Source organism: Saccharicrinis sp. GN24d3 (genome assembly GCF_052400645.1).
Classification (GTDB): domain Bacteria; phylum Bacteroidota; class Bacteroidia; order Bacteroidales; family Marinilabiliaceae; genus Saccharicrinis.
In genome coordinates, this window is sequence record NZ_JBQTGI010000011.1 from 140,631 (window position 1) to 158,542 (window position 17,912).

Below are 17,912 nucleotides of genomic sequence, written 5' to 3' on the forward strand. Positions count from 1 at the left end.
GCCTAAACTATGAATTATAGTTACGAAGATAACATGAAAAACAATTACTTTCCATGAAAAACAATTATTAATTAAATGTTTTTATGAAAAGTGGTTACGGAATCGTTTAAAGGAAGCTGTTTTTAGGAAATGAGTTGTTTTGTATTGCTTTGATATATAGTTATATGTCACTATATACTAAAACTTCCACATCGCTATATACTAGATTTGATACATAGGTATATACTAAAAATGCTACAGAGTTAGTTTGTTGCGATAATTAATTACAGTTTCTCCTTAAATATGTTTGTATATGAGATGAATGGATTATACCTTATCGGGTATAAATAGGCCAATATAGTTGAGAATTATACCCGAAAGGGTATTGCTAAATAAAATTACAATTCTCCAAACTCTTCCTGACCAATACAAAAATGTTCCAGGATAAGCTCCAGTTCTTTGTGAGTAAAATAATGGGCACGTTTATTACGTGTCAGCTTATCAAGCTTAGTGCTTAATTCCTGTGATAGCTTTATCTCCTTTCGCAGTAATTGCATGGCGGAAGTTGTGTTTGAACTTTGAGGGTATAGCTTAACAGCTAAATCTTGTTTAATATTTTTCGGGGTAATATCATCGTATTGCGTTTAATATTATTCTACTTCATTTTGATGGTTGTAAAATTATATTATAAATCACAAAACGAACGACTTACGACTGTGCCAATTTGCGACACAACTATGCCAATCACTACCATTTAGAACATTTTTTTGTCTTCATACTCCACAGACTCTAAAGATCACCCCAAAAGCATCTAAAATATACCCTCATAAATGAAGCATTTTCACCATTTAATGATAGCTGCTGTTTTCATATTGGTGGTGATTTGGGTTAAGTACTATTGATAATGAGCAAAGCATCCACAAAGTACTCTCATAAATTTAGGAAGCATTCAAAAAGCACGCTTAATATACACTACAACATAGGCAAAGCTCTAAAAAGCAAGTACAATATACTCTGGATATGGTCTGTATATACTCTGAAAGTACTCTGAAGCTTGAAAAAGCACTCAAAAGCTATCTGTTTATTAGCTCAGATAGTGCTTTTGAGCTTGATTTCCCTAGGTTTTCTGTAAGTTTTATCATGATTTTCCCAAAGAAGTCCTTATAGCAGCTCAAATTCTTCCTGACTAATACAAAAATGTTCTAGGATAGCTTCCAGTTCTTTGTGCGTGTAATAATGAGCTCTTTTATTTCTTGTCAGTAATTCAAGTCTGTTATTCAATTCCGGTGACAATTTTATTTCTTTCCGGAGCAACTGCATCGCTGCATTAATATTTGAGCTTTGTGGATATAATTTAATGGCCAAATCTTGTTTTAATATTGTTCTTCTAAATATCATTTTAGTGAATCATTTTTGCGTTTTTCTGATTCAATTATAGAGAAATAGAATGCAATTTCAAAAGGAATGTAGAACATGGTAATAAATAGTAATAAAAGTAAAATCAATTGATTTTTAGATAGTAATAAATGGTAATAAATAGAAAAATGTCAAGGTTTAGAAGTGTGAAGTAATTTAGTCTGTACTCAGTAATATTTACTTGCGCTCAATTAAAAACCGCTAAAACGATAAAATACGATACAAAACAATTTTTTACTTGCTTTTACTATATTAGTATTTTTCAAAAAGGCCATATTTCAGCTGCTAAATTCAAGAAATTAAGGGTAAAATAGAAGTTCAGATATAAATGGTACTGAAAAAATCATTAAGTTTATTAATTAATTCAGCTTAAGTACTTAGTATCTCAGACCAAAATGAATAGACCTCACTTATATTTTAAAAATCCAGTTGAAGGAACAAGAACGTTAAAAGGACGACCAGGAGGAGGTGGAAAAGAAGATGATGAGAGAAATGCAAATCCAAAGGATTACCGTTTAATGGCATCTAATTTTTCTGATTGTCTTGCGAGATATGAGTCTGATTACATGGAAAGAGTTGAGGCAAGAACGATTGAGGTTGAAGATCATTTTGATTCCATAGAACTGAATTTCTTTGCTGGATTTGATGAAGTTAAATTCAAAGCTTATTACATAGATAATTTTGGGATTGAGTTATTACGATTAACTCATTTTAACCGTAAAGGGTTATTTGCAATTGAAGATGAAGAGAAGTTTGCTTCTTTTTTTCAGCAGCTAAATATTTTCATAAGCAATCAAGAGAATAATCTTAATAAACAATTTGATGCAAAAATCAAGTTTGTTAAAAGTTTCAAACTGTTCTCTACAGATGAACGATTAGGAAATATTAATAATTATAGTGTTATCCATTTGTCTTTTATGGGAGTTAACTCATTTATTGAAGATGACGTAATCGCTCCACAAAAAGAAGCTTTGAAATTGTTTCTTGAAGAAAACAACATTAAGTATGACTTTGATGAACAATTTGGAGAAGTATATGATATTCATGAAGACCTTCTAAGGATTATTCTTGATAATTTTGATTTTATATATGCCACTTGTTCTGGTTCCGGTGCTATAGTAACACCAAGTAAATTTAATATACCCAAACGTGAATATGGATTTGAGATAACTAATGCAGAGGAAGAGCTTCCAGTAATAGGAATTATTGATTCAGGTGTATCTTCTCAAACTCCTTTGTCTTCAATATTAGTAGGTGATGATGGTGAATATGATACAACTGGAACAGGCTCTTTTTATGATAGTGCTGACCACGGAACAGGGGTAGCTGCATTCGCAGCCTTTGGAAATAAATTAATTCCAGGTTATAACGGATTGGTGGAGGCTGATGCAAAAATATTACCCATTAAAATAATCGATGGTAGCAATGGGGCTATCTCTCAGAAGAAAATTGTTGATTTTATCCGGGAAGCAAATTTAGTTTATGGGGTTAGGATTTTTACTCTTGCTATTGGCTATACGGATTTTCCTTTAAAAGATAATCAAGAGTTTTCATCATATGCAGCTATGCTAGACAATGTAGCAGCAGAATTGGATATTCTAATTTTTATTTCTACAACCAACCACTTTATTAATAATTTGGAGATTAAAGATTATCCAAATAAATTTCAAATTAGCAATGCTAATATAGCTCCACCAGCAGAGAGCATGAATAATATGACAGTAGGTGCAACGGCAAATAATTTTGATACCAATGGAGTATATGGTCTTGCTGGAAATCATACTCATCCGGCATTATATTCTCGTAAATTCCATTATGATTTTGAGAATAAAGATGTTTTTAATCAAGCTACAGTAAATAAGTATTTAAGTAAGCCTGATATATTGATTGGTGGTGGAGATTATTATGAAACTTCTTTGTTTGGCATGGATGTTCTTGATGAGCAAGGTAAAACTTGTTTGGAAGTACTTTCTTCTGATTTAAGCGAAAGGACATTTCTAGCATTGGGGACAAGCTATTCAACTCCTTTAGCAGCAAATGTGGCTTCCAGATTGCTTAAAATATATCCAGGTATTAACATGCAAAGTGTTAAAGCACTTTTGATCAATGCATCTGAAGAAATAAAGTTAGGACAAGAGTTCAATACTTTCTCAAAAACAATGACTAGGCGTATAACAGGTTATGGGGAGTTAAATAATCAAATTTTATTTTCCAATAACAATGAGGTAACAATGGTTGTTGAGGATAAGGTTTCGGTTGATGAAATTAAATTATTTCCTCTAAATCTTCCAGATTACCTGAATATTGCCGAAAGAAAAAATGGACTATTGAAGTTTACAACGACTTTGTGTTTTAAATTTCAACCTAAAACGGATAATCAATTATCGTATTGTCCTATTCATCTTACATATGCCATAGGTAAAAATGTGGATATTGAAATGTCACATATTGAAGAACGAGAGAATAAGGATGGGGAAATTCGTCAGGTGGAAATTCAGGATGGTTATAATGGCAGTAAAAAGGACAAATATTGTTTAGGAAATAAAGGTTGGGTACAAGACTTTTATTATAGAGAAAAGATAGTGAGTAATGTACAAAAACATTCGTTTAATGTTAAGCGTCAGGATATTATCAATGAAGAAAATACTTTTAAAGTAGCAGTGAATGCAGCGTTTCATAAAACTATGACCGATGCAAACAAAGAAGCATTTAAACGAGAGATACCTTTTAGCTTGATTATCAAGATAGAACAACAACCTTTAAAGGATGAAGAACTGGATTCTTTATACGAAGGATTAATGGCTGTTAATGAACTTGAGATAATGGGTAGAATTGACCTGGAAGCCGATTTGGAAAGCTAAAGCAATTGTTATTTTGTTAGAGGTTCTTTTTCCTTTTCAAGAAGAATCTTTAAAATGTCAGTATTGATATAGTACTCTTCTTTGTTATTAGTATGACTGTCAAACAAGGTTCTTTTGATAGCCGTTAATATGGCCTTTTGAACTAGATAATACGATAAACCTTCAGATAAATTGACAACTTCGTTTAACTCCTTTTTTGTTTTGAACATAAAAGGCGTTTTAGAAATAGTTTTATCAATTAATTCAGATAGCTGTTGCTTATTGGGCAGATCAAGATTGACTTTTAGATCAAACCTTCTAAGTAAAGCATCATCTAACATTTGTAATTGGTTAGTAGCCGCTATTACAATACTATTTTGAGGTAAATAATCAAATAACTGAAGAATTGTATTAACAACCCTTTTCATTTCCCCATGATCCTGGCTGTAATCCCGTACTTTACCCAAAGAGTCAAACTCATCTAGGAAGATAATACAATTTTCACCTGATGCTCTTCGGAATATCTTGGCTAAATTTTTACTTGTTTCTCCTAATTTAGAAGATACGATAGCACCCAAATTAATTACATACATCATTTTATCAAGCTCTCCAGCCAGAACATATGATGCCAATGTTTTGCCACAACCGGAAGGACCGTAAAATAGAATTCGATTTGAAACAGGTAAATCAAATTGCTTAAGAATATCAATACCTTGATGTTCTTTTACAAAGTATTTTAGTTCCTCATGAATATCCTCTGAGCAAACAAGATTTTCAAAGGTATAATCAGAAGTCAGCTTTTCGATAATGAGTTCGTTGATCTCCCTATCGTCTTCACGTAAAAAGTATTTCTTAGAACCTACTTTTGTCAGACCTTTTGATTGTTGACTACGCAATCCTTCTTTTAAAATGGATTGTAACTGCAATGCAAAGTTAGTCTTCTTGGTTTGCCTTGAATAATCTATTAGCTTATTCAACACTTCAAGAAGTTGTTCTTGATCATTCTCAAGACCATATCTAGCAATATCTTTTATGTAATCAAACTGACTCATTTGGGCACAAATGTACTTATAAAGATAATATATTAACGCACTTGAGGAAAATAAGTTTGACTAGAAGTTTTTATCGTATCAAAATTATTGTTAGATATTCAGATTAACCTCTCTTCTAATTGCCCCTTCCATGTCATAAACCCCTTTTTGTCATCTGAGTAATCATGAAATATCCTGCTAAAATTTTCTGGTTGATTTTCAATGAAGAACTGACGTCCTTTATTACGGATGATGCTTAAGTCTTTATTAATTGAATTTAGGTTAGCCTTCAACTTACTTTTATCGATATGCCAGATATACGTAGCTTCTTCTGTGTTTAGTGTTTCTGCAACAATGTAGTAATTTTTTTCACCCTCAAGCAGAAATACAAAAGAAAAGGGAGAAAGGATGAATCTGATTTTAAGGATATGTGATAGGTGGAGTTTTAGCAAGTATTTAATTTGTCTGTAATGTTTAACGGATTCATCTTTAAGAATCTCATTGATTAGTTCATCCTCCGAATTATAAATGCCATTTCCGTTTTGGAGATCGTTTAAATCGACAATATTTGAGGTATTGGACTTTTTAGAGCCCAATATGTTCTTGTTTAAAAATTGAAATTTAACGCTGTCGATTATTTTAGAATTAATCTTGTTAATATCTGGTGACGTAGCTTCCTGAGCAATTAATTTATCATCTTTAAATTCAGCATAAATATCAACCTCAATATTCTTGATTTTTAATTGTTTGGCAAAATATGATTTCAAGATTGTGAATTCTGGTCTGATAGTGTCATTGTCAATTGAAAATTCGATGAGTTCTCCGGTTTCCTTGTCAATGTAGTTTAAAAGAATACAACCATAATGAAACTCTAAATCATCAAATTTAAGTTTTACCCTTTCTCTAATTTCATTAATTGTTGGTTTATCTTCTTGCTGATTATCTATGTCATCAAATAAGGATCGTAACTTTTCAAGCTTTCTATAATGCGCATTCCTTTTAAGGAACATCTTATTCAGGTAATCTATTTTGTAATCCCTGTAATCGTATATGGTTGGTGTAATTTCAGAACGTTGAACACGTCCAATATACTGGATTAGCTTTCCTTTAAAGGAGAAAGGGTACGCTAAAAATAACCTGGAAACATTTTGAATATCGCTTCCCTCACCAAAGAACTGTCCGGTAGTTATTAATACATCATAGCTACCTTCATTTAATATTTGCCACTTATTTTTTCGGGAAGTTATAGAATCCTCTCCACTAAGGGTAATTGTTTCGTATTGTTGTTTAAGAAATTGATTCAAAGTATTAATATGCTCTTTCCTCTCAGTAATAACGACACATTTGTTTCCGTTATCCAGTTCATTTTTAATATCATTAATGATTTGTTTGTTCCTGGCAGAATCGTGTATCAGAATTTGAGAGAGCGTTTCAAAAGAATCTGTCTTTGAGTTAAAAGGAACATCAAGATCGGTGTTCTTGATTATTACTCTTGCTTGCTGACCATTATTAACTTCATTGGGCTGAACTTCGCATATGGTGCTACCTAAGTGTATGGAAATTAGTTTGTCCTCAGTGTGCTTTCGAAACGGGGTAGCCGTTAAGCCATATAAGTAATAAGCGTTTAATTTATTGATGGTATCAGCAAATGATTTAGCCGGAATGTGGTGGCATTCGTCAATTATTATTGTTCCAAAAGTATTTACTAAATCATTAGAACCCTCTTTGTCAAGTTTCTTTGCAAGAGATTGAATCATTGCTACTGTTATTGATTCACCAATTTTTAATTTTCCTTGTCCGATAATGCCGATTTTGTGTTTAGGTATTCCTAAGAATGTTTGAATACTATCGATCCATTGATCAGCAATTTGCTTCCTATGTACAACAATTAACGCAGGCTGTTTCTTTTCTGCAATCAGTTTTAAACCAATAATAGTTTTACCACTACCCGGAGGAGAAACAATAATTCCAAAATCTTTATTCGAAGTAGCTTCAATAGCTTGCTTTTGGTATTCTCTTAATTGAATATCGCATGAGTAGGATATTTCCTTACGATTATTTCGTTTGTCAATAAATTCAAAGTCAATTTTACTCTTTGTGCAAAACATAATGAGTTTTCGTGCCATACCACGAGGTATCAAGACTTCATTATCATTTTCTTCGATAAAATTGAAATACCGATCAATATTATGCGTACTCTTACCAAGCTTTTTCTTTATAAAATATTCGGTATTAGTGAAATTTAGTTCCTCTTTTAAAAAGTTTATCAGCTTAGTGTTTATGCCGGATCTATTAAGGATGATTTTATTACGGAGCGTAATAGTTAATTTGCCAATATTTTTTGGTATTGATGACGAAATGGACTTAGGATTGGATTTGTATTTTGATAGTATAGTTTGAAATTTTTCAGATGATAGACGTTTTATACTCTCCAAGAATTGCCATTGGTTTTCAAATGCTTCAAAACTTGTTTCGTCAATGAAACAGTTATTTTCTTGGGCTAATGTATGTCTGTTAAAGGGAAGAGCAATTAAGTTGCCAAAACCTTTACCCGATAGATAATCCTGATTAGGGAACAACCTATCAAAGCTTGAGTATTTATCAAATTCGGAGATAATTCCACATCCTTTCAATAGTGCTATAAATACTTTTCTGGTTTCTATTGCTGGTAGTGGACTATCAAAGAAGATCCAGACATGTGCTCCTTTTCCAGACCGTGAACGTTCTATATATGCTGGAATATTGTATTCGTTGCACTTGTTTTTAAACATCGAGGATTCTTCCTTCCAATTTTCTTTATCAAAGTCAGCCACTATAAACCAAGAGGTGTTATCTTCTAAGAGAGGATAGATTCCAATAAATTGTTTTCCTTCAAGGTGTAGTTTTATTTCATTGGGAGTAAGTTGTTTTTTTACCTTATCATTAAAGTTGGCTAAAGTTCCTCCTCCAATTTTGTGTTGTTTGTATACGTATGGATCATAGCTGTATGCAGGCATATAACCTGTCTTACTTCCCTTCTCCCAGCGGATAGCAAAAACGTCTTTACGACACCTAAATAGTTGCTGAATAAGTTCTATCTGATACTCTATGTTGCTCATTTAATCTTTAATAGCTAATCTCTACAAAGAAAACAATAATCTGTATTAAATTTGCTATAGATATTGTAGGATGAGCCTCTGTGATAATATGATTAAAATCTTCGAGGATTCCTCATGATGTAATCTGAAGCTTGTTTCTCAATGTCGGCTAGATTGAAACCTCTGTTTTCTGTAAGCCATTCTTCTAATTCTTTTGTTTTGAAATATAATCGTTTGCCTCTCTTATAGTGAGGGATTAAGCCTCCACTTGTTAGTTTGTAAATGTAAGACCGAGAGAACCCTGTATAGGCAGCAACCTCATTGATATCAATTGCTTTTTTAAGGTCATGTTCTAGCGCCGATTCTGTTCTTTGTAAGGACGCATATTCTTTAATTAAATAATCTGCAAATTCAATTAAATCTTGCTTTGTAACTGTCAAGCTTATTTGTTCAGGCAATTCTTCGATAAGATTTCTCATGACGATGTATTTTGAATTTAATTACTGAGAATTAAAGATATCAAATCAACGATTGTAATTGAGGTCTGTTATTAAATTCCTCATTATTGATTAAATTTAAATAGCTCTAGTGAGGCTATAAAAACAAATTTTCAGTTGTGAGGCTCAGGCCTCCAACTGAATTTTAATAGGCTTTTTTCAATTGGGGTAGAAGGATTAGTATTTAACGTTTCTACAAGTAAAAACGTTACATGTATCAAAAGCAAAGCGAAATATTTTACCCAAATTAACATTTTATCTTTTCAATAAAAATCTAGTATATATATTGCATGTAGATGTGGAAAAGTAACGTTTTTACCAGTAATAACGTTACATGTTGTGAATTTGTAATATATTTGCAAGCAAATGAAAATAGCTGAATTAGTTAAATATAGAATTGATCGTTTTGCAGAGGGGTATGTGTTTACCTATTCTGACTTTAATGTAGATGCTGACAAAGAAAGTGCATTAAAGATAGCATTGTATCGTATGGTCAAGTCGGGAACAATTGAAAGGCTATCAAAAGGTCGCTTTTACAAGCCTAAATCAGGTATTGTTAAGAAGTTAAAACCCAATGAGTACGAAATCGTTAAAGACCTCTTAATCGATGGAGGTAAGGCAATTGGCTATATCACAGGATATTCCGTATTTAATAGTTTAAAACTATCCACACAAGTTCCCAATGTCATCCAGATAGCAGTAAACTTTGATAAAAAAGGAATTAAAAGAGGTATATACACTGTTAAGTTTGTTCGTCAATGGAATAAAATCACAAAGGCAAACATACCGTTACTTCAATTATTGGATTGCATCCGTTTTATTAAAAGTATACCGGATACAACTGTTGCAAACTCAATAAACAGGATTACCCTCTTATTAAAAGAATTACCTGAAGCTGAAAAAAAGCAGCTAGTTGAATTAGCTATTAATTATCCTCCATCAACCAGAGCATTATCCGGAGCAATATGGGAGCAATTAGGTTATAATGATTATGCCAGTAAACTTCAAAAAACATTGAAGTCTACAACCTGGTACTCTTTTAATATTCCGCAGGAATTATTGCCTAACAGATTAAAATGGAAAATAAAATGACACTACATACAGAAAATGAATTGTTTGAAGCGGCCATTAAGGAAACTGCTGATAGTTTGGGCATCAAAGATTACTTCATCGAAAAAGACTATTGGATTAGCCTGGTATTAAAACGACTATCCGAAAGCAAGTATGTAGATTTGGTTGTGTTTAAAGGTGGTACATCTTTATCGAAGGGACATAAACTGATAAACCGCTTTTCTGAGGATGTTGACGTAGCTGTAATTCTTACTCCTGGAACGAGCGGAAACAAGATAAAAACCTTAATCAGAACGGTTGAAAAAGAAATAGCAACTGACTTATCAGAGAAAGAAATAATAGGTGTTACCAGTAAAGGTTCTCGATTTAGAAAAGCTGTATATGAATTCCCGGTAACCTTAATGCAGAAACAAAAATCAGCGGTTCCGGAATCAATCATCGTTGAGATTAACTCTTTTGCAAATCCATTTCCATACAACAAAGTTGGTATTCAAAGCATGATAGGCGAATACTTGCAAAGCCAGAATCAAGATGAGTTGGTTAAAAAGTATGATTTAGCAGCTTTTAAAGTTAATGTTTTGGATAAAGAGCAGACCTTAATCGAAAAGTTGGTATCGCTAATTCGATTCTCCTTCGATGAAAATCCTATTGAAAGTATTTCTGGAAAAATAAGGCACTTTTACGACCTTTATTACTTACTTCAAGATGAAACTTGTAACAAATACGTAAACTCTGATGAATTCAAAGCGCAGTTTCGCAAAGTGCTGGCACACGACCAACAGCAATTCGATGAACCATCAGGATGGAACAAGAAAACTATTCAGGATTCCCCTTTAATAAAAGATTTCGATTCAATTTGGGAGAAACTGAAATTAACCTACACCAATGAGTTGTCGATGTTGGCGTATTCAGAAATACCAAACGAGAAAGATGTGGCACAAAGATTTAAAGAATTGATTAAAATATTAGCTGAATTATAGAGAAGGAATATTTTCATATATAGGGAAGAGTTTAATGAAACAAATTTTAAGTTGAGGTGCTGAGCACCTCAGTTGAAATATTCGGTACATTTCAAGTAACACTCTATAAAAGCAAATTTCGGGTTGATACCCTCAGGCCTTCAACTGAATTGCTAATAGATTGCTTTTCCAACCATACCGCTCAGCACTACGGTTGGTTTAAAATATTCACGAAAAAAAGTTGGCAAATATCGCATATCGCGATATTTACTCTCAATGTTATGGTTTAATACAAATCCTTAATCTTTTCCATATTCTTTTGAATCAAAGCTTCCGTTGTTCTCGCGTAACGCTGAGTCATTTTTGTACTGGAATGACCTAAAGTCTTTGACACTACTTCCAGTGGCATATTATTTTCCAATGCGACTGTTGTAGCAAAAGTATGTCTGGCCGTATGAGTTGATATCGGTTTGTCAATACCGCATATGATTCCAATTTCCTTTAAATAAGCATTCATTTTTTGATTGCTGAGAACGGGGAGAACTGCACTTTTTTCAATAAGTTCCGGTTCGTATTCATACTTGGCCATTAACTTTTTGGCAGCTTCAATAACAAAGATGGTGCTCATCTGATCGGTTTTAGTTCTCTTTTTATGAATCCAAGTAATTCCGTTTCCATCAGTTGTAATATGTTCTCGTTTTAATGACTTGGCATCGGAGAAGGCTAATCCGGTAAAACAACAAAACACAAAAACATCACGAACCTGTCTTAAGCGTTCCATGCCCATTTCCTTATGGATTACAATATCCAGTTCTTCTTTGGTAAGATAAACTGCATCAACTGGCTTTAGTTTGAATTTAATGGTAGCAAATGGATCTTTCTTCATCCAACTATTGGCTAGGGCAATTCGCACAATCTTCTTAAAATTCTTTAGATATTTGATGGTAGTGTTGTGTGCACATCTACGCTCTGTTTTAAGGTATAACTCATAATTACGGATAAACTGATGATTCAGGTCTTCTAAGGCTATATCTTCACGTTTGTATTGCCAACGAATAAAATCCTTGGTATGCGTATAACAGGTTTCGTAACGTTGAACTGTATCAGGAGCGAAGTCTATGCCAATTAGCTTTCTGGCATTGTCGTTATGTTCCTGGAATACTTTTAGGATGGTGCGTCTGGTTTCCTTCTTACCAACAATCTTCTCTTTGATAATTCTTGGAGATACCTGTTGATTATCCATAATCAGGAAATCAAAGTAGGATTTAATTTTTGAAGAGTGAAGCTCTATTAGTTGATTAACTTCCTGTGATTTTTCAGAACTGCCTTTTGCTAATTGTTTTGTTTCGTTCCACTGTTTAGGTAGAATACTTTTCTTTAAGGCGTACTCATCTCTTTCATTTGTTAATGATGATTCTAACGAAGATAGGAGCTTCTCCGTTTTTAAGCAATTTTGTCTTCTTGATAAAGAAGTTGATTTTAATGGTCTCAAGTCCACTCATAATAATAAATTTTTGGTGTTAAAATTATTTTTATGAGTTCATTTTTAAACGATTTAAAACCGAGTAATAGAGTGCAATACAGAGCTTTTTTAACTCTTTCTGGTGGACTAAAATGAGGACTTTTTAAGTCCACCAGAAATCCACCTAAAAACTGCCTTTTTCTGCCTTTTATTGCACACTTTTGCGCATAAAAAAACCCTGTAAGTGTTGACTTACAGGGTTTTACTTTGAATTGCTTTCGCACTCAGCGGAGAGAGAGGGATTTTCAACCCTTTTTGTATCTCGCTTTAAATAAACTCGTTACACTTCCTAAGAAATGTTAAGTAACCGAATCAGCAACCGATTTACCATTTTCAAAACTTTTATTTATCGTTTTTCTTCCCAATTTTCAGTAGGTTTTATAAGGTAACCGAATTAGAAACCTAAATGGCTAGTCGTGTTTGCTGAGAGCTCACTCGGCTACTGGAGGGCTTTGCGATTGTCCCCAACCTTTTTTCTTGTAGCTCTATTTCTTCTCGTAAATGTCTATTTTCCATTTCGAGTTTTTCTGCAATGCCTTGCCCTGCTATTAACCAATTTAAGTCAACTTTAGGAAGAACATTGAGACAAGCCGTAATAAAATCAAAGCTAGGTTTGCTCTTTCCATTTATCACATTTGATACAGCTACAGCTGAAAAATGTGATTTTTCTGAAAATTTCTTAATGCTCTTCAAATCAGAGCTTTTGATGAGGATTTTTAACCTTTCTCCGAATGATTCCATAATGTACACTTTAATTTAATACAATTATAATTTGGTAAAACATAAAGTACTCTTTATATTCGCAATCATAAAACATCAAGTACACTTAATGTTTACGACACAAATATAAAGAATGCTTTATTAAAATGCAAGTGTAATATTAACACACTAGGGAGCTAAAAGTTTAAGGATTAACAAGAAAACTAATTGAAATGATAAATAAAGATTTCTTAGAAGAAGTAATTAAAAAGGCGTTGCCAGAAGTGAACTACTTGATTGATGAAAAAAAACAAGTGGCAGAAATATATGTGGCAGTTGGAGTTAGAATATCAATCACCAATACTGATAAAAGAGATTTTTTTGCTGCACCTTTTGTGATGAAAGCTCCTGGACAACAATTGGCCATTACAATGGAGCTTTCAACAGATAAAAAGTTTTTAGTGAAATTACTCAGAAGTACCGCTACAGCTAGTGAGGAGTATCTACGTCGTCAACAGTGGATATCGCTTCGTCTGAACAAATAGTACTTATTATGACATCAGCTACCTCTTCTTTATCACCAATACAAGCCGTTTGGAAGCCTAATAGGGTTAGTTTTAATCTATCGTATTGGAACTGTACAAATCCCATCTCGATAGATGCTTCAAGTACAAATCCAAAGTTTACGTTTTTCCCCTTGTTTGCAATGGCTTGGGTAATATCGAAACCACTCATAAGGTTTTCAGGCTTGCTGAAGAAAGCATTCATTTCAATAAGTAACTCAGATAAATACCCAGCTTCGTTTTGGGTAAATGAGTCTTGCCATGACGTTTGTATCTGTGGCATCATAATAACTAAAGTTTTATTGTTTGATAATATCCGCACCAATATGGGATTGCCGTCCCGGTGCGGATTTCAAATCTAATAAAAATAAGCGCATAAGCGCAGTAAAACTTATAAACACCGAATCATGAAAATACTAATTATAGCAACCTTTATAATGGGATTCTTGGCAGCCCAGGTTTTACGCCACAAGCTTAATAAACTCAAAGTTCACCGAATCATCAGGCTAATTATATGGTTTGGATATGTTGGAGCTTACATCAGCTTTGTCTCTGTTTATTCTTCATATCTGTACAGCGATTACCAACCGGAAGGATGGCCACATTATATCAAGTTTTTAGTTTACACACCATTGTGTGCAGGGTTGCTTTGGAGCATACATACACTCTCTGATAGATTTCAGGAATGGTTAGATAAAAAGGACAATGACTGCAAAAGCAACGAAAACTTATCAATGGATAAGCAATTTGTAAATGAGACCACTGATAAGGTTCTCTCCATTATCAATGAAAATGCATCTAACAAGATTAAGATTCACATCCTGACGAAACACTATAACCTTTCAGAAGAAAAGTTAACAGCAATCTTATCACAATATAATTACGAAGAAAAGTAAAAAGCTACCGCTCAACGCTCGTGCAATGGCTCATTGATAGCCCGACCAATTGCGCACAACAAAGCATTGACCGCTAGTAGAAAAGTTAAAAAAACCGAAAAAAAGCGCCAAAAACGGAAGGAAACTACCCAAAGCCGAAAGTAACAACGCAAGGCTTTGGATATTGTCTCCCTTTCAATTTTAGGCGACCAATCAGAATAATAATTGAAATAGTAACCGATTTAATGCAAAAAATCATGGTAGAAACAATCATTAACAAGGTAAATCAAATTATTGCCGGAAGTAGAGACAAGATTACAGCTATGGAAAATGACCGAAACATTTTGGTAGAAAAAATCACACGCGACAACTCCATGCGAGTAGTGTACGACAAGGCTACTAAGAAATTCACCATTTCAGGAACCTTTGTAGAGTTTGAAGCATAATGAGTATCGCAGCAAAAATACACACGCTTTCCATAGCGTTACCTTGTGGCCAGGAACAAACGCCTATGTTCCTGGCTACTCTACCTGGCTTATCACAGACCATACAAGCAAGCGTTTACGCTTCATACTATAGAGAGGGGGCGGTATCTGTACAGGGTGCTGCCTTTTCTAGAAGAAACATGTTAGAGAGGTTTTTTAGTTCAATCAGCGCACAACGGTTCCGGCCTTGTGCGCTTTTTTTATCCCTAACTCAATGAAAGGAATCGACATTATTCTAAAGATGGCACGACAGATAAGGGATGCCGTTCGCAAACACAATATAAGGCTCGAATTATTGGGCTTTGACCAACAGAGAGAAAAAGTGAAGTTTCATTCTTCGCTTAAGATGTACAAGAACTGATTAATGCAATAGATATGACAATACAGAAACCAATTATTAAAACTGATAGAGATGGTATGCTTGAGCATAGAACCATCGCCTTTAACTTCTTTAATGAATATAACATTAACAAGGGTTTAAAAGACCAACTCAGGGAATCACATATGAGCCTTTACTTTTTAATGGTCGAAGTAGCATCCCATCAATTAGAGGTTGATAATGCAGAAGTAGACACATCGAGAGGATTTTCAATTCAAGGCGCACCTGGACCTTACTCCAAAATATTACGGTGCGATGTTAAGGCCATAAGTAGACGGTTTGCCAGGCTCGAAGAAGCCGGTGTTATAACAACCCATCCCGACATGTTTAAAAGCCTATTAGGCAGGGAACGTATTGTGACCAATAAAATCAAAGAAATACTCATTAATCCCGACTTTCTATTGATATATGATAAGTCAGACCCCAATTATATCCCAACATCTTCATATCGAACAATGCAAGAACTGCCCGATATGACCAAAGAAAGGTACAAAATGGTAAGCGGTTCATCGGTGAATCTTGAATACCGCGATAACTACTCTGATTTTATCATCAACAAATAGTTCTATAATGATTATTAGGAATCCACAAGTACATACACATGGCTTTTATTTCAAATGCCATAAACGATTGGTTACCAATTTTTGCGACCATTACAACGAGGGTAAAAAGAGCGGAGAGCAATTAAAAAGCCAACACCGTAGGCTTATACGCAAGCTTATTAAGTATGCTGCAATGGTTATTGATGCAGATAGAAGATATCTGAATAAAGATGGGGTTTCGATGGACTACAAGCTTGGAGCTTGGGAGAAAATAAACCTTAGCCGATTCTTAGAAGCAAAGGACTTTGAAGTACATCCTGATACCATAAAAAGATACAAAAAAAGGCTCATTAAAGCGGGTATAATTAAGGCTTCGAGTGCCGACTTTGCCGAGCATGGTAGAAGCAAAAAACACCGCTCTGACGTGTTAATAAACCCCGATTTATTCCTGGTATTCGACCTCGACAACCCCGATTATATCCCGACCACTCCATTTTTTTCTGAAACGGATTTACTGGCTTTGAGTAATACGAAAAGTGCAAGTTGTGTACCTGTATCAGGTAGTAGGTTACCTCAAGAACAAAATAATAGAATAATGGATGTTGATACTGTTGATAAAGGTGTTTCCTCCGGAAACGAATTACCAACTCTACCTGAACAAAACCTTATACCCGACACAACCACCAAGCAAGTCGACCCCGACCAGGAAAACAAGCGAAATTTGGAGAAATTTGCGCAAAAATCGACCGAACAGAGCGTAAATACCCCTGCTCCGCAGGAACCTGAACAGGGTTCCGCGCGAAAAACTGTAGAAAACACGCAAAAGGCTGACACATTGGCAGCTCTAAAGCTTTCGTTTGCGCGAACTTTCTACATCTACCTGGTGCAAAAGCTCTTTACCAATCACGATATCTATCACGGTGAGACCCAAAGAGCCATTGATTACCTGGTGCAAACCTACTTCTCAACCGTAACGAGCGACCAACATGCCAGGATAATGCTGAAAAAGTACAAAACGAGGGTAGACATGGCTGCATCCTACATTAAGCGCAAAAACTTCGATTTCAGCAACATATATCCATGCGCTTACCTGGCCGTGAAAAACAAAAAAGGCTTTGCAGCCACAAAAGCCTGGTACGATACCAGGATAAGCTACAAAGCTACCCAGGCTAAGCAAAAACAAGAGTACGACAAGCAGCTCGAGGAGAAAAAAGTAATGCAACAGTTACAACAAAAATTCACCGATAAGCCTGATTTATCGGAAGTAAACAGGGCAATGGCGTTCCTGAGTGCGAATTTACCGCACAAACAAAATGAATACATGCATTTCGTTGACAATCAGCAATAAATAACCACTCAAAAGAACATTGATAATGCGAAAAAGACCAACAAAAAGCGCAAATAAAGACACAAGCAAGTACAAATTTGTTGTTTGGACTACTCCAAAAGGTGAGTATGGGCGCACATTAACTTACTATTCGTTTCCGGCAGAGGAAGCCAAAGGAATGCAAGCCGTACTTGGCGGCTTAACCGTTCGTATTCTGCAAAAAAGCTTAAACATGGACTTCTTTCAGGCCGTGTTAAAACCCAATGGTAGCGATGAAATACTACGCACCATAAATGGCAATCGCTATTACCAGGCTAATGGGCGCAAAGATGCAACGGTACGCCTGGTTGTTTACAATGAGCAAAATAAGCGCGAGGTGTTCTTTCCGGACACAGCGGAGCATGGCAAGAACCACCAATTTATAATTGGAAGTATGCAGCAACGCATATTGAACGGTCAGTTGAATGGCCGTTACAAAAATGCCATGTTCATTAATACAGAGAATGATAAAGAGATTTGTAGGCTTCGCGGAGAGGTATAAAAAAAGCGTTCCGACCAAAGAACGCTTCTTGACAATCAGGTAACCACGCCTGATTTAATGCAAGCCCAAATGTACGAATAATCATTAATAATTCATTTTTAATAATCTA

At 34.6% G+C, this 17,912-nt stretch carries 19 protein-coding genes; 10 read left to right on the forward strand and 9 right to left on the reverse strand.

The window, feature by feature from the left end:
- Positions 1 to 377: 377 nt before the first annotated feature.
- A complete protein-coding gene (locus tag ACT29I_RS14330) occupies positions 378 to 608 on the reverse strand; it encodes a DUF4248 domain-containing protein (RefSeq protein WP_430933147.1) in 231 nt (76 codons plus the stop codon).
- 532 nt (positions 609 to 1,140) lie between these two features.
- The gene (locus ACT29I_RS14335; protein WP_430933138.1) at positions 1,141 to 1,377 is read right to left on the reverse strand and encodes a DUF4248 domain-containing protein; all 237 of its coding nucleotides are present in this window, start codon (positions 1,375 to 1,377) and stop codon (positions 1,141 to 1,143) included.
- Positions 1,378 to 1,790: 413 nt separating this feature from the next.
- Here ACT29I_RS14335 and ACT29I_RS14340 point away from each other — a divergent pair, with 413 nt between their 5' ends.
- Positions 1,791 to 4,256, forward strand: a complete 2,466-nt coding sequence (locus ACT29I_RS14340) for a S8 family peptidase (RefSeq protein ID WP_444793763.1) — start codon at positions 1,791 to 1,793, stop codon at positions 4,254 to 4,256.
- Between the two features lie 8 nt (positions 4,257 to 4,264).
- On the opposite strand, the gene ACT29I_RS14345 is transcribed toward ACT29I_RS14340, so the two are convergent.
- The 3 genes from ACT29I_RS14345 to ACT29I_RS14355 form a co-directional block, all read right to left on the reverse strand.
- On the reverse strand, positions 4,265 to 5,287 hold the full coding sequence (locus tag ACT29I_RS14345; protein ID WP_430935032.1) for an AAA family ATPase: 1,023 nt from the start codon (positions 5,285 to 5,287) through the stop codon (positions 4,265 to 4,267).
- Positions 5,288 to 5,385: 98 nt separating this feature from the next.
- Positions 5,386 to 8,364: a TOTE conflict system archaeo-eukaryotic primase domain-containing protein gene (locus ACT29I_RS14350; protein WP_430935033.1), complete on the reverse strand. Its 2,979-nt coding sequence runs from the start codon at positions 8,362 to 8,364 to the stop codon at positions 5,386 to 5,388.
- 92 nt (positions 8,365 to 8,456) lie between these two features.
- Positions 8,457 to 8,822, reverse strand: coding sequence for a helix-turn-helix domain-containing protein (locus ACT29I_RS14355; protein ID WP_444793764.1), 366 nt, complete (start codon positions 8,820 to 8,822; stop codon positions 8,457 to 8,459).
- Positions 8,823 to 9,206: 384 nt separating this feature from the next.
- On the opposite strand from ACT29I_RS14355, the gene ACT29I_RS14360 reads away from it, so the two are divergent.
- Together ACT29I_RS14360 and ACT29I_RS14365 are read left to right on the forward strand one after the other, a co-directional pair.
- On the forward strand, positions 9,207 to 9,932 hold the full coding sequence (locus ACT29I_RS14360; RefSeq protein WP_444793765.1) for a type IV toxin-antitoxin system AbiEi family antitoxin domain-containing protein: 726 nt from the start codon (positions 9,207 to 9,209) through the stop codon (positions 9,930 to 9,932).
- Positions 9,929 to 10,891 carry a nucleotidyl transferase AbiEii/AbiGii toxin family protein gene (locus tag ACT29I_RS14365; protein WP_430935036.1) on the forward strand — a complete coding sequence of 321 codons (963 nt, stop codon included), beginning with the start codon at positions 9,929 to 9,931 and terminating at the stop codon, positions 10,889 to 10,891. The genes ACT29I_RS14360 and ACT29I_RS14365 overlap by 4 nt, the downstream gene beginning before the upstream one ends.
- Before the next feature lie 265 nt (positions 10,892 to 11,156).
- Here the strand turns inward: ACT29I_RS14365 and ACT29I_RS14370 are convergent, their stop codons facing one another.
- The 3 genes from ACT29I_RS14370 to ACT29I_RS14380 form a co-directional block, all read right to left on the reverse strand.
- Positions 11,157 to 12,113: a tyrosine-type recombinase/integrase gene (locus tag ACT29I_RS14370; RefSeq protein ID WP_444793766.1), complete on the reverse strand. Its 957-nt coding sequence runs from the start codon at positions 12,111 to 12,113 to the stop codon at positions 11,157 to 11,159.
- A 154-nt stretch (positions 12,114 to 12,267) separates the two neighbouring features.
- The gene (locus tag ACT29I_RS14375; protein WP_444793767.1) at positions 12,268 to 12,372 is read right to left on the reverse strand and encodes a hypothetical protein; all 105 of its coding nucleotides are present in this window, start codon (positions 12,370 to 12,372) and stop codon (positions 12,268 to 12,270) included.
- Positions 12,373 to 12,794: 422 nt separating this feature from the next.
- On the reverse strand, positions 12,795 to 13,133 hold the full coding sequence (locus tag ACT29I_RS14380; protein WP_444793768.1) for a helix-turn-helix domain-containing protein: 339 nt from the start codon (positions 13,131 to 13,133) through the stop codon (positions 12,795 to 12,797).
- A 191-nt stretch (positions 13,134 to 13,324) separates the two neighbouring features.
- Here ACT29I_RS14380 and ACT29I_RS14385 point away from each other — a divergent pair, with 191 nt between their 5' ends.
- A complete protein-coding gene (locus ACT29I_RS14385) occupies positions 13,325 to 13,636 on the forward strand; it encodes a hypothetical protein (RefSeq protein ID WP_444793769.1) in 312 nt (103 codons plus the stop codon).
- Here the strand turns inward: ACT29I_RS14385 and ACT29I_RS14390 are convergent.
- The gene (locus ACT29I_RS14390) at positions 13,581 to 13,940 is read right to left on the reverse strand and encodes a hypothetical protein (protein ID WP_444793770.1); all 360 of its coding nucleotides are present in this window, start codon (positions 13,938 to 13,940) and stop codon (positions 13,581 to 13,583) included. The two genes, ACT29I_RS14385 and ACT29I_RS14390, sit on opposite strands and share 56 nt — an antisense overlap.
- A 121-nt stretch (positions 13,941 to 14,061) precedes the next feature.
- Between ACT29I_RS14390 and ACT29I_RS14395 the strand changes: the two genes are divergently transcribed.
- From ACT29I_RS14395 to ACT29I_RS14420, 6 genes are all read left to right on the forward strand, one after another.
- Positions 14,062 to 14,550, forward strand: a complete 489-nt coding sequence (locus ACT29I_RS14395; protein ID WP_444793771.1) for a hypothetical protein — start codon at positions 14,062 to 14,064, stop codon at positions 14,548 to 14,550.
- A gap of 236 nt (positions 14,551 to 14,786) precedes the next feature.
- Positions 14,787 to 14,975 carry a hypothetical protein gene (locus ACT29I_RS14400; protein WP_444793772.1) on the forward strand — a complete coding sequence of 63 codons (189 nt, stop codon included), beginning with the start codon at positions 14,787 to 14,789 and terminating at the stop codon, positions 14,973 to 14,975.
- Positions 14,976 to 15,228: 253 nt separating this feature from the next.
- Entirely contained in the window at positions 15,229 to 15,375 is a 147-nt protein-coding gene (locus tag ACT29I_RS14405) for a hypothetical protein (protein WP_444793773.1), read from the forward strand.
- Positions 15,376 to 15,389: 14 nt separating this feature from the next.
- Positions 15,390 to 15,956 carry a hypothetical protein gene (locus tag ACT29I_RS14410; protein WP_444793774.1) on the forward strand — a complete coding sequence of 189 codons (567 nt, stop codon included), beginning with the start codon at positions 15,390 to 15,392 and terminating at the stop codon, positions 15,954 to 15,956.
- Between the two features lie 7 nt (positions 15,957 to 15,963).
- Positions 15,964 to 17,283, forward strand: a complete 1,320-nt coding sequence (locus ACT29I_RS14415; RefSeq protein WP_444793775.1) for a hypothetical protein — start codon at positions 15,964 to 15,966, stop codon at positions 17,281 to 17,283.
- A gap of 25 nt (positions 17,284 to 17,308) precedes the next feature.
- The gene (locus tag ACT29I_RS14420; RefSeq protein ID WP_444793776.1) at positions 17,309 to 17,803 is read left to right on the forward strand and encodes a hypothetical protein; all 495 of its coding nucleotides are present in this window, start codon (positions 17,309 to 17,311) and stop codon (positions 17,801 to 17,803) included.
- Positions 17,804 to 17,912: the final 109 nt, after the last annotated feature.

Coding starts and splice junctions, on each gene's coding strand:
- ACT29I_RS14335 (WP_430933138.1), bottom strand. CDS start 1,377: ATGATATTTAGAAGAACAATATTAAAACAAGATTTGGCCATTAAATTA.
- ACT29I_RS14340 (WP_444793763.1), top strand. CDS start 1,791: ATGAATAGACCTCACTTATATTTTAAAAATCCAGTTGAAGGAACAAGA.
- ACT29I_RS14345 (WP_430935032.1), bottom strand. CDS start 5,287: ATGAGTCAGTTTGATTACATAAAAGATATTGCTAGATATGGTCTTGAG.
- ACT29I_RS14350 (WP_430935033.1), bottom strand. CDS start 8,364: ATGAGCAACATAGAGTATCAGATAGAACTTATTCAGCAACTATTTAGG.
- ACT29I_RS14355 (WP_444793764.1), bottom strand. CDS start 8,822: ATGAGAAATCTTATCGAAGAATTGCCTGAACAAATAAGCTTGACAGTT.
- ACT29I_RS14360 (WP_444793765.1), top strand. CDS start 9,207: ATGAAAATAGCTGAATTAGTTAAATATAGAATTGATCGTTTTGCAGAG.
- ACT29I_RS14365 (WP_430935036.1), top strand. CDS start 9,929: ATGACACTACATACAGAAAATGAATTGTTTGAAGCGGCCATTAAGGAA.
- ACT29I_RS14370 (WP_444793766.1), bottom strand. CDS start 12,113: ATGGATAATCAACAGGTATCTCCAAGAATTATCAAAGAGAAGATTGTT.
- ACT29I_RS14375 (WP_444793767.1), bottom strand. CDS start 12,372: ATGAGTGGACTTGAGACCATTAAAATCAACTTCTTTATCAAGAAGACA.
- ACT29I_RS14380 (WP_444793768.1), bottom strand. CDS start 13,133: ATGGAATCATTCGGAGAAAGGTTAAAAATCCTCATCAAAAGCTCTGAT.
- ACT29I_RS14385 (WP_444793769.1), top strand. CDS start 13,325: ATGATAAATAAAGATTTCTTAGAAGAAGTAATTAAAAAGGCGTTGCCA.
- ACT29I_RS14390 (WP_444793770.1), bottom strand. CDS start 13,940: ATGATGCCACAGATACAAACGTCATGGCAAGACTCATTTACCCAAAAC.
- ACT29I_RS14395 (WP_444793771.1), top strand. CDS start 14,062: ATGAAAATACTAATTATAGCAACCTTTATAATGGGATTCTTGGCAGCC.
- ACT29I_RS14400 (WP_444793772.1), top strand. CDS start 14,787: ATGGTAGAAACAATCATTAACAAGGTAAATCAAATTATTGCCGGAAGT.
- ACT29I_RS14405 (WP_444793773.1), top strand. CDS start 15,229: ATGAAAGGAATCGACATTATTCTAAAGATGGCACGACAGATAAGGGAT.
- ACT29I_RS14410 (WP_444793774.1), top strand. CDS start 15,390: ATGACAATACAGAAACCAATTATTAAAACTGATAGAGATGGTATGCTT.
- ACT29I_RS14415 (WP_444793775.1), top strand. CDS start 15,964: ATGATTATTAGGAATCCACAAGTACATACACATGGCTTTTATTTCAAA.
- ACT29I_RS14420 (WP_444793776.1), top strand. CDS start 17,309: ATGCGAAAAAGACCAACAAAAAGCGCAAATAAAGACACAAGCAAGTAC.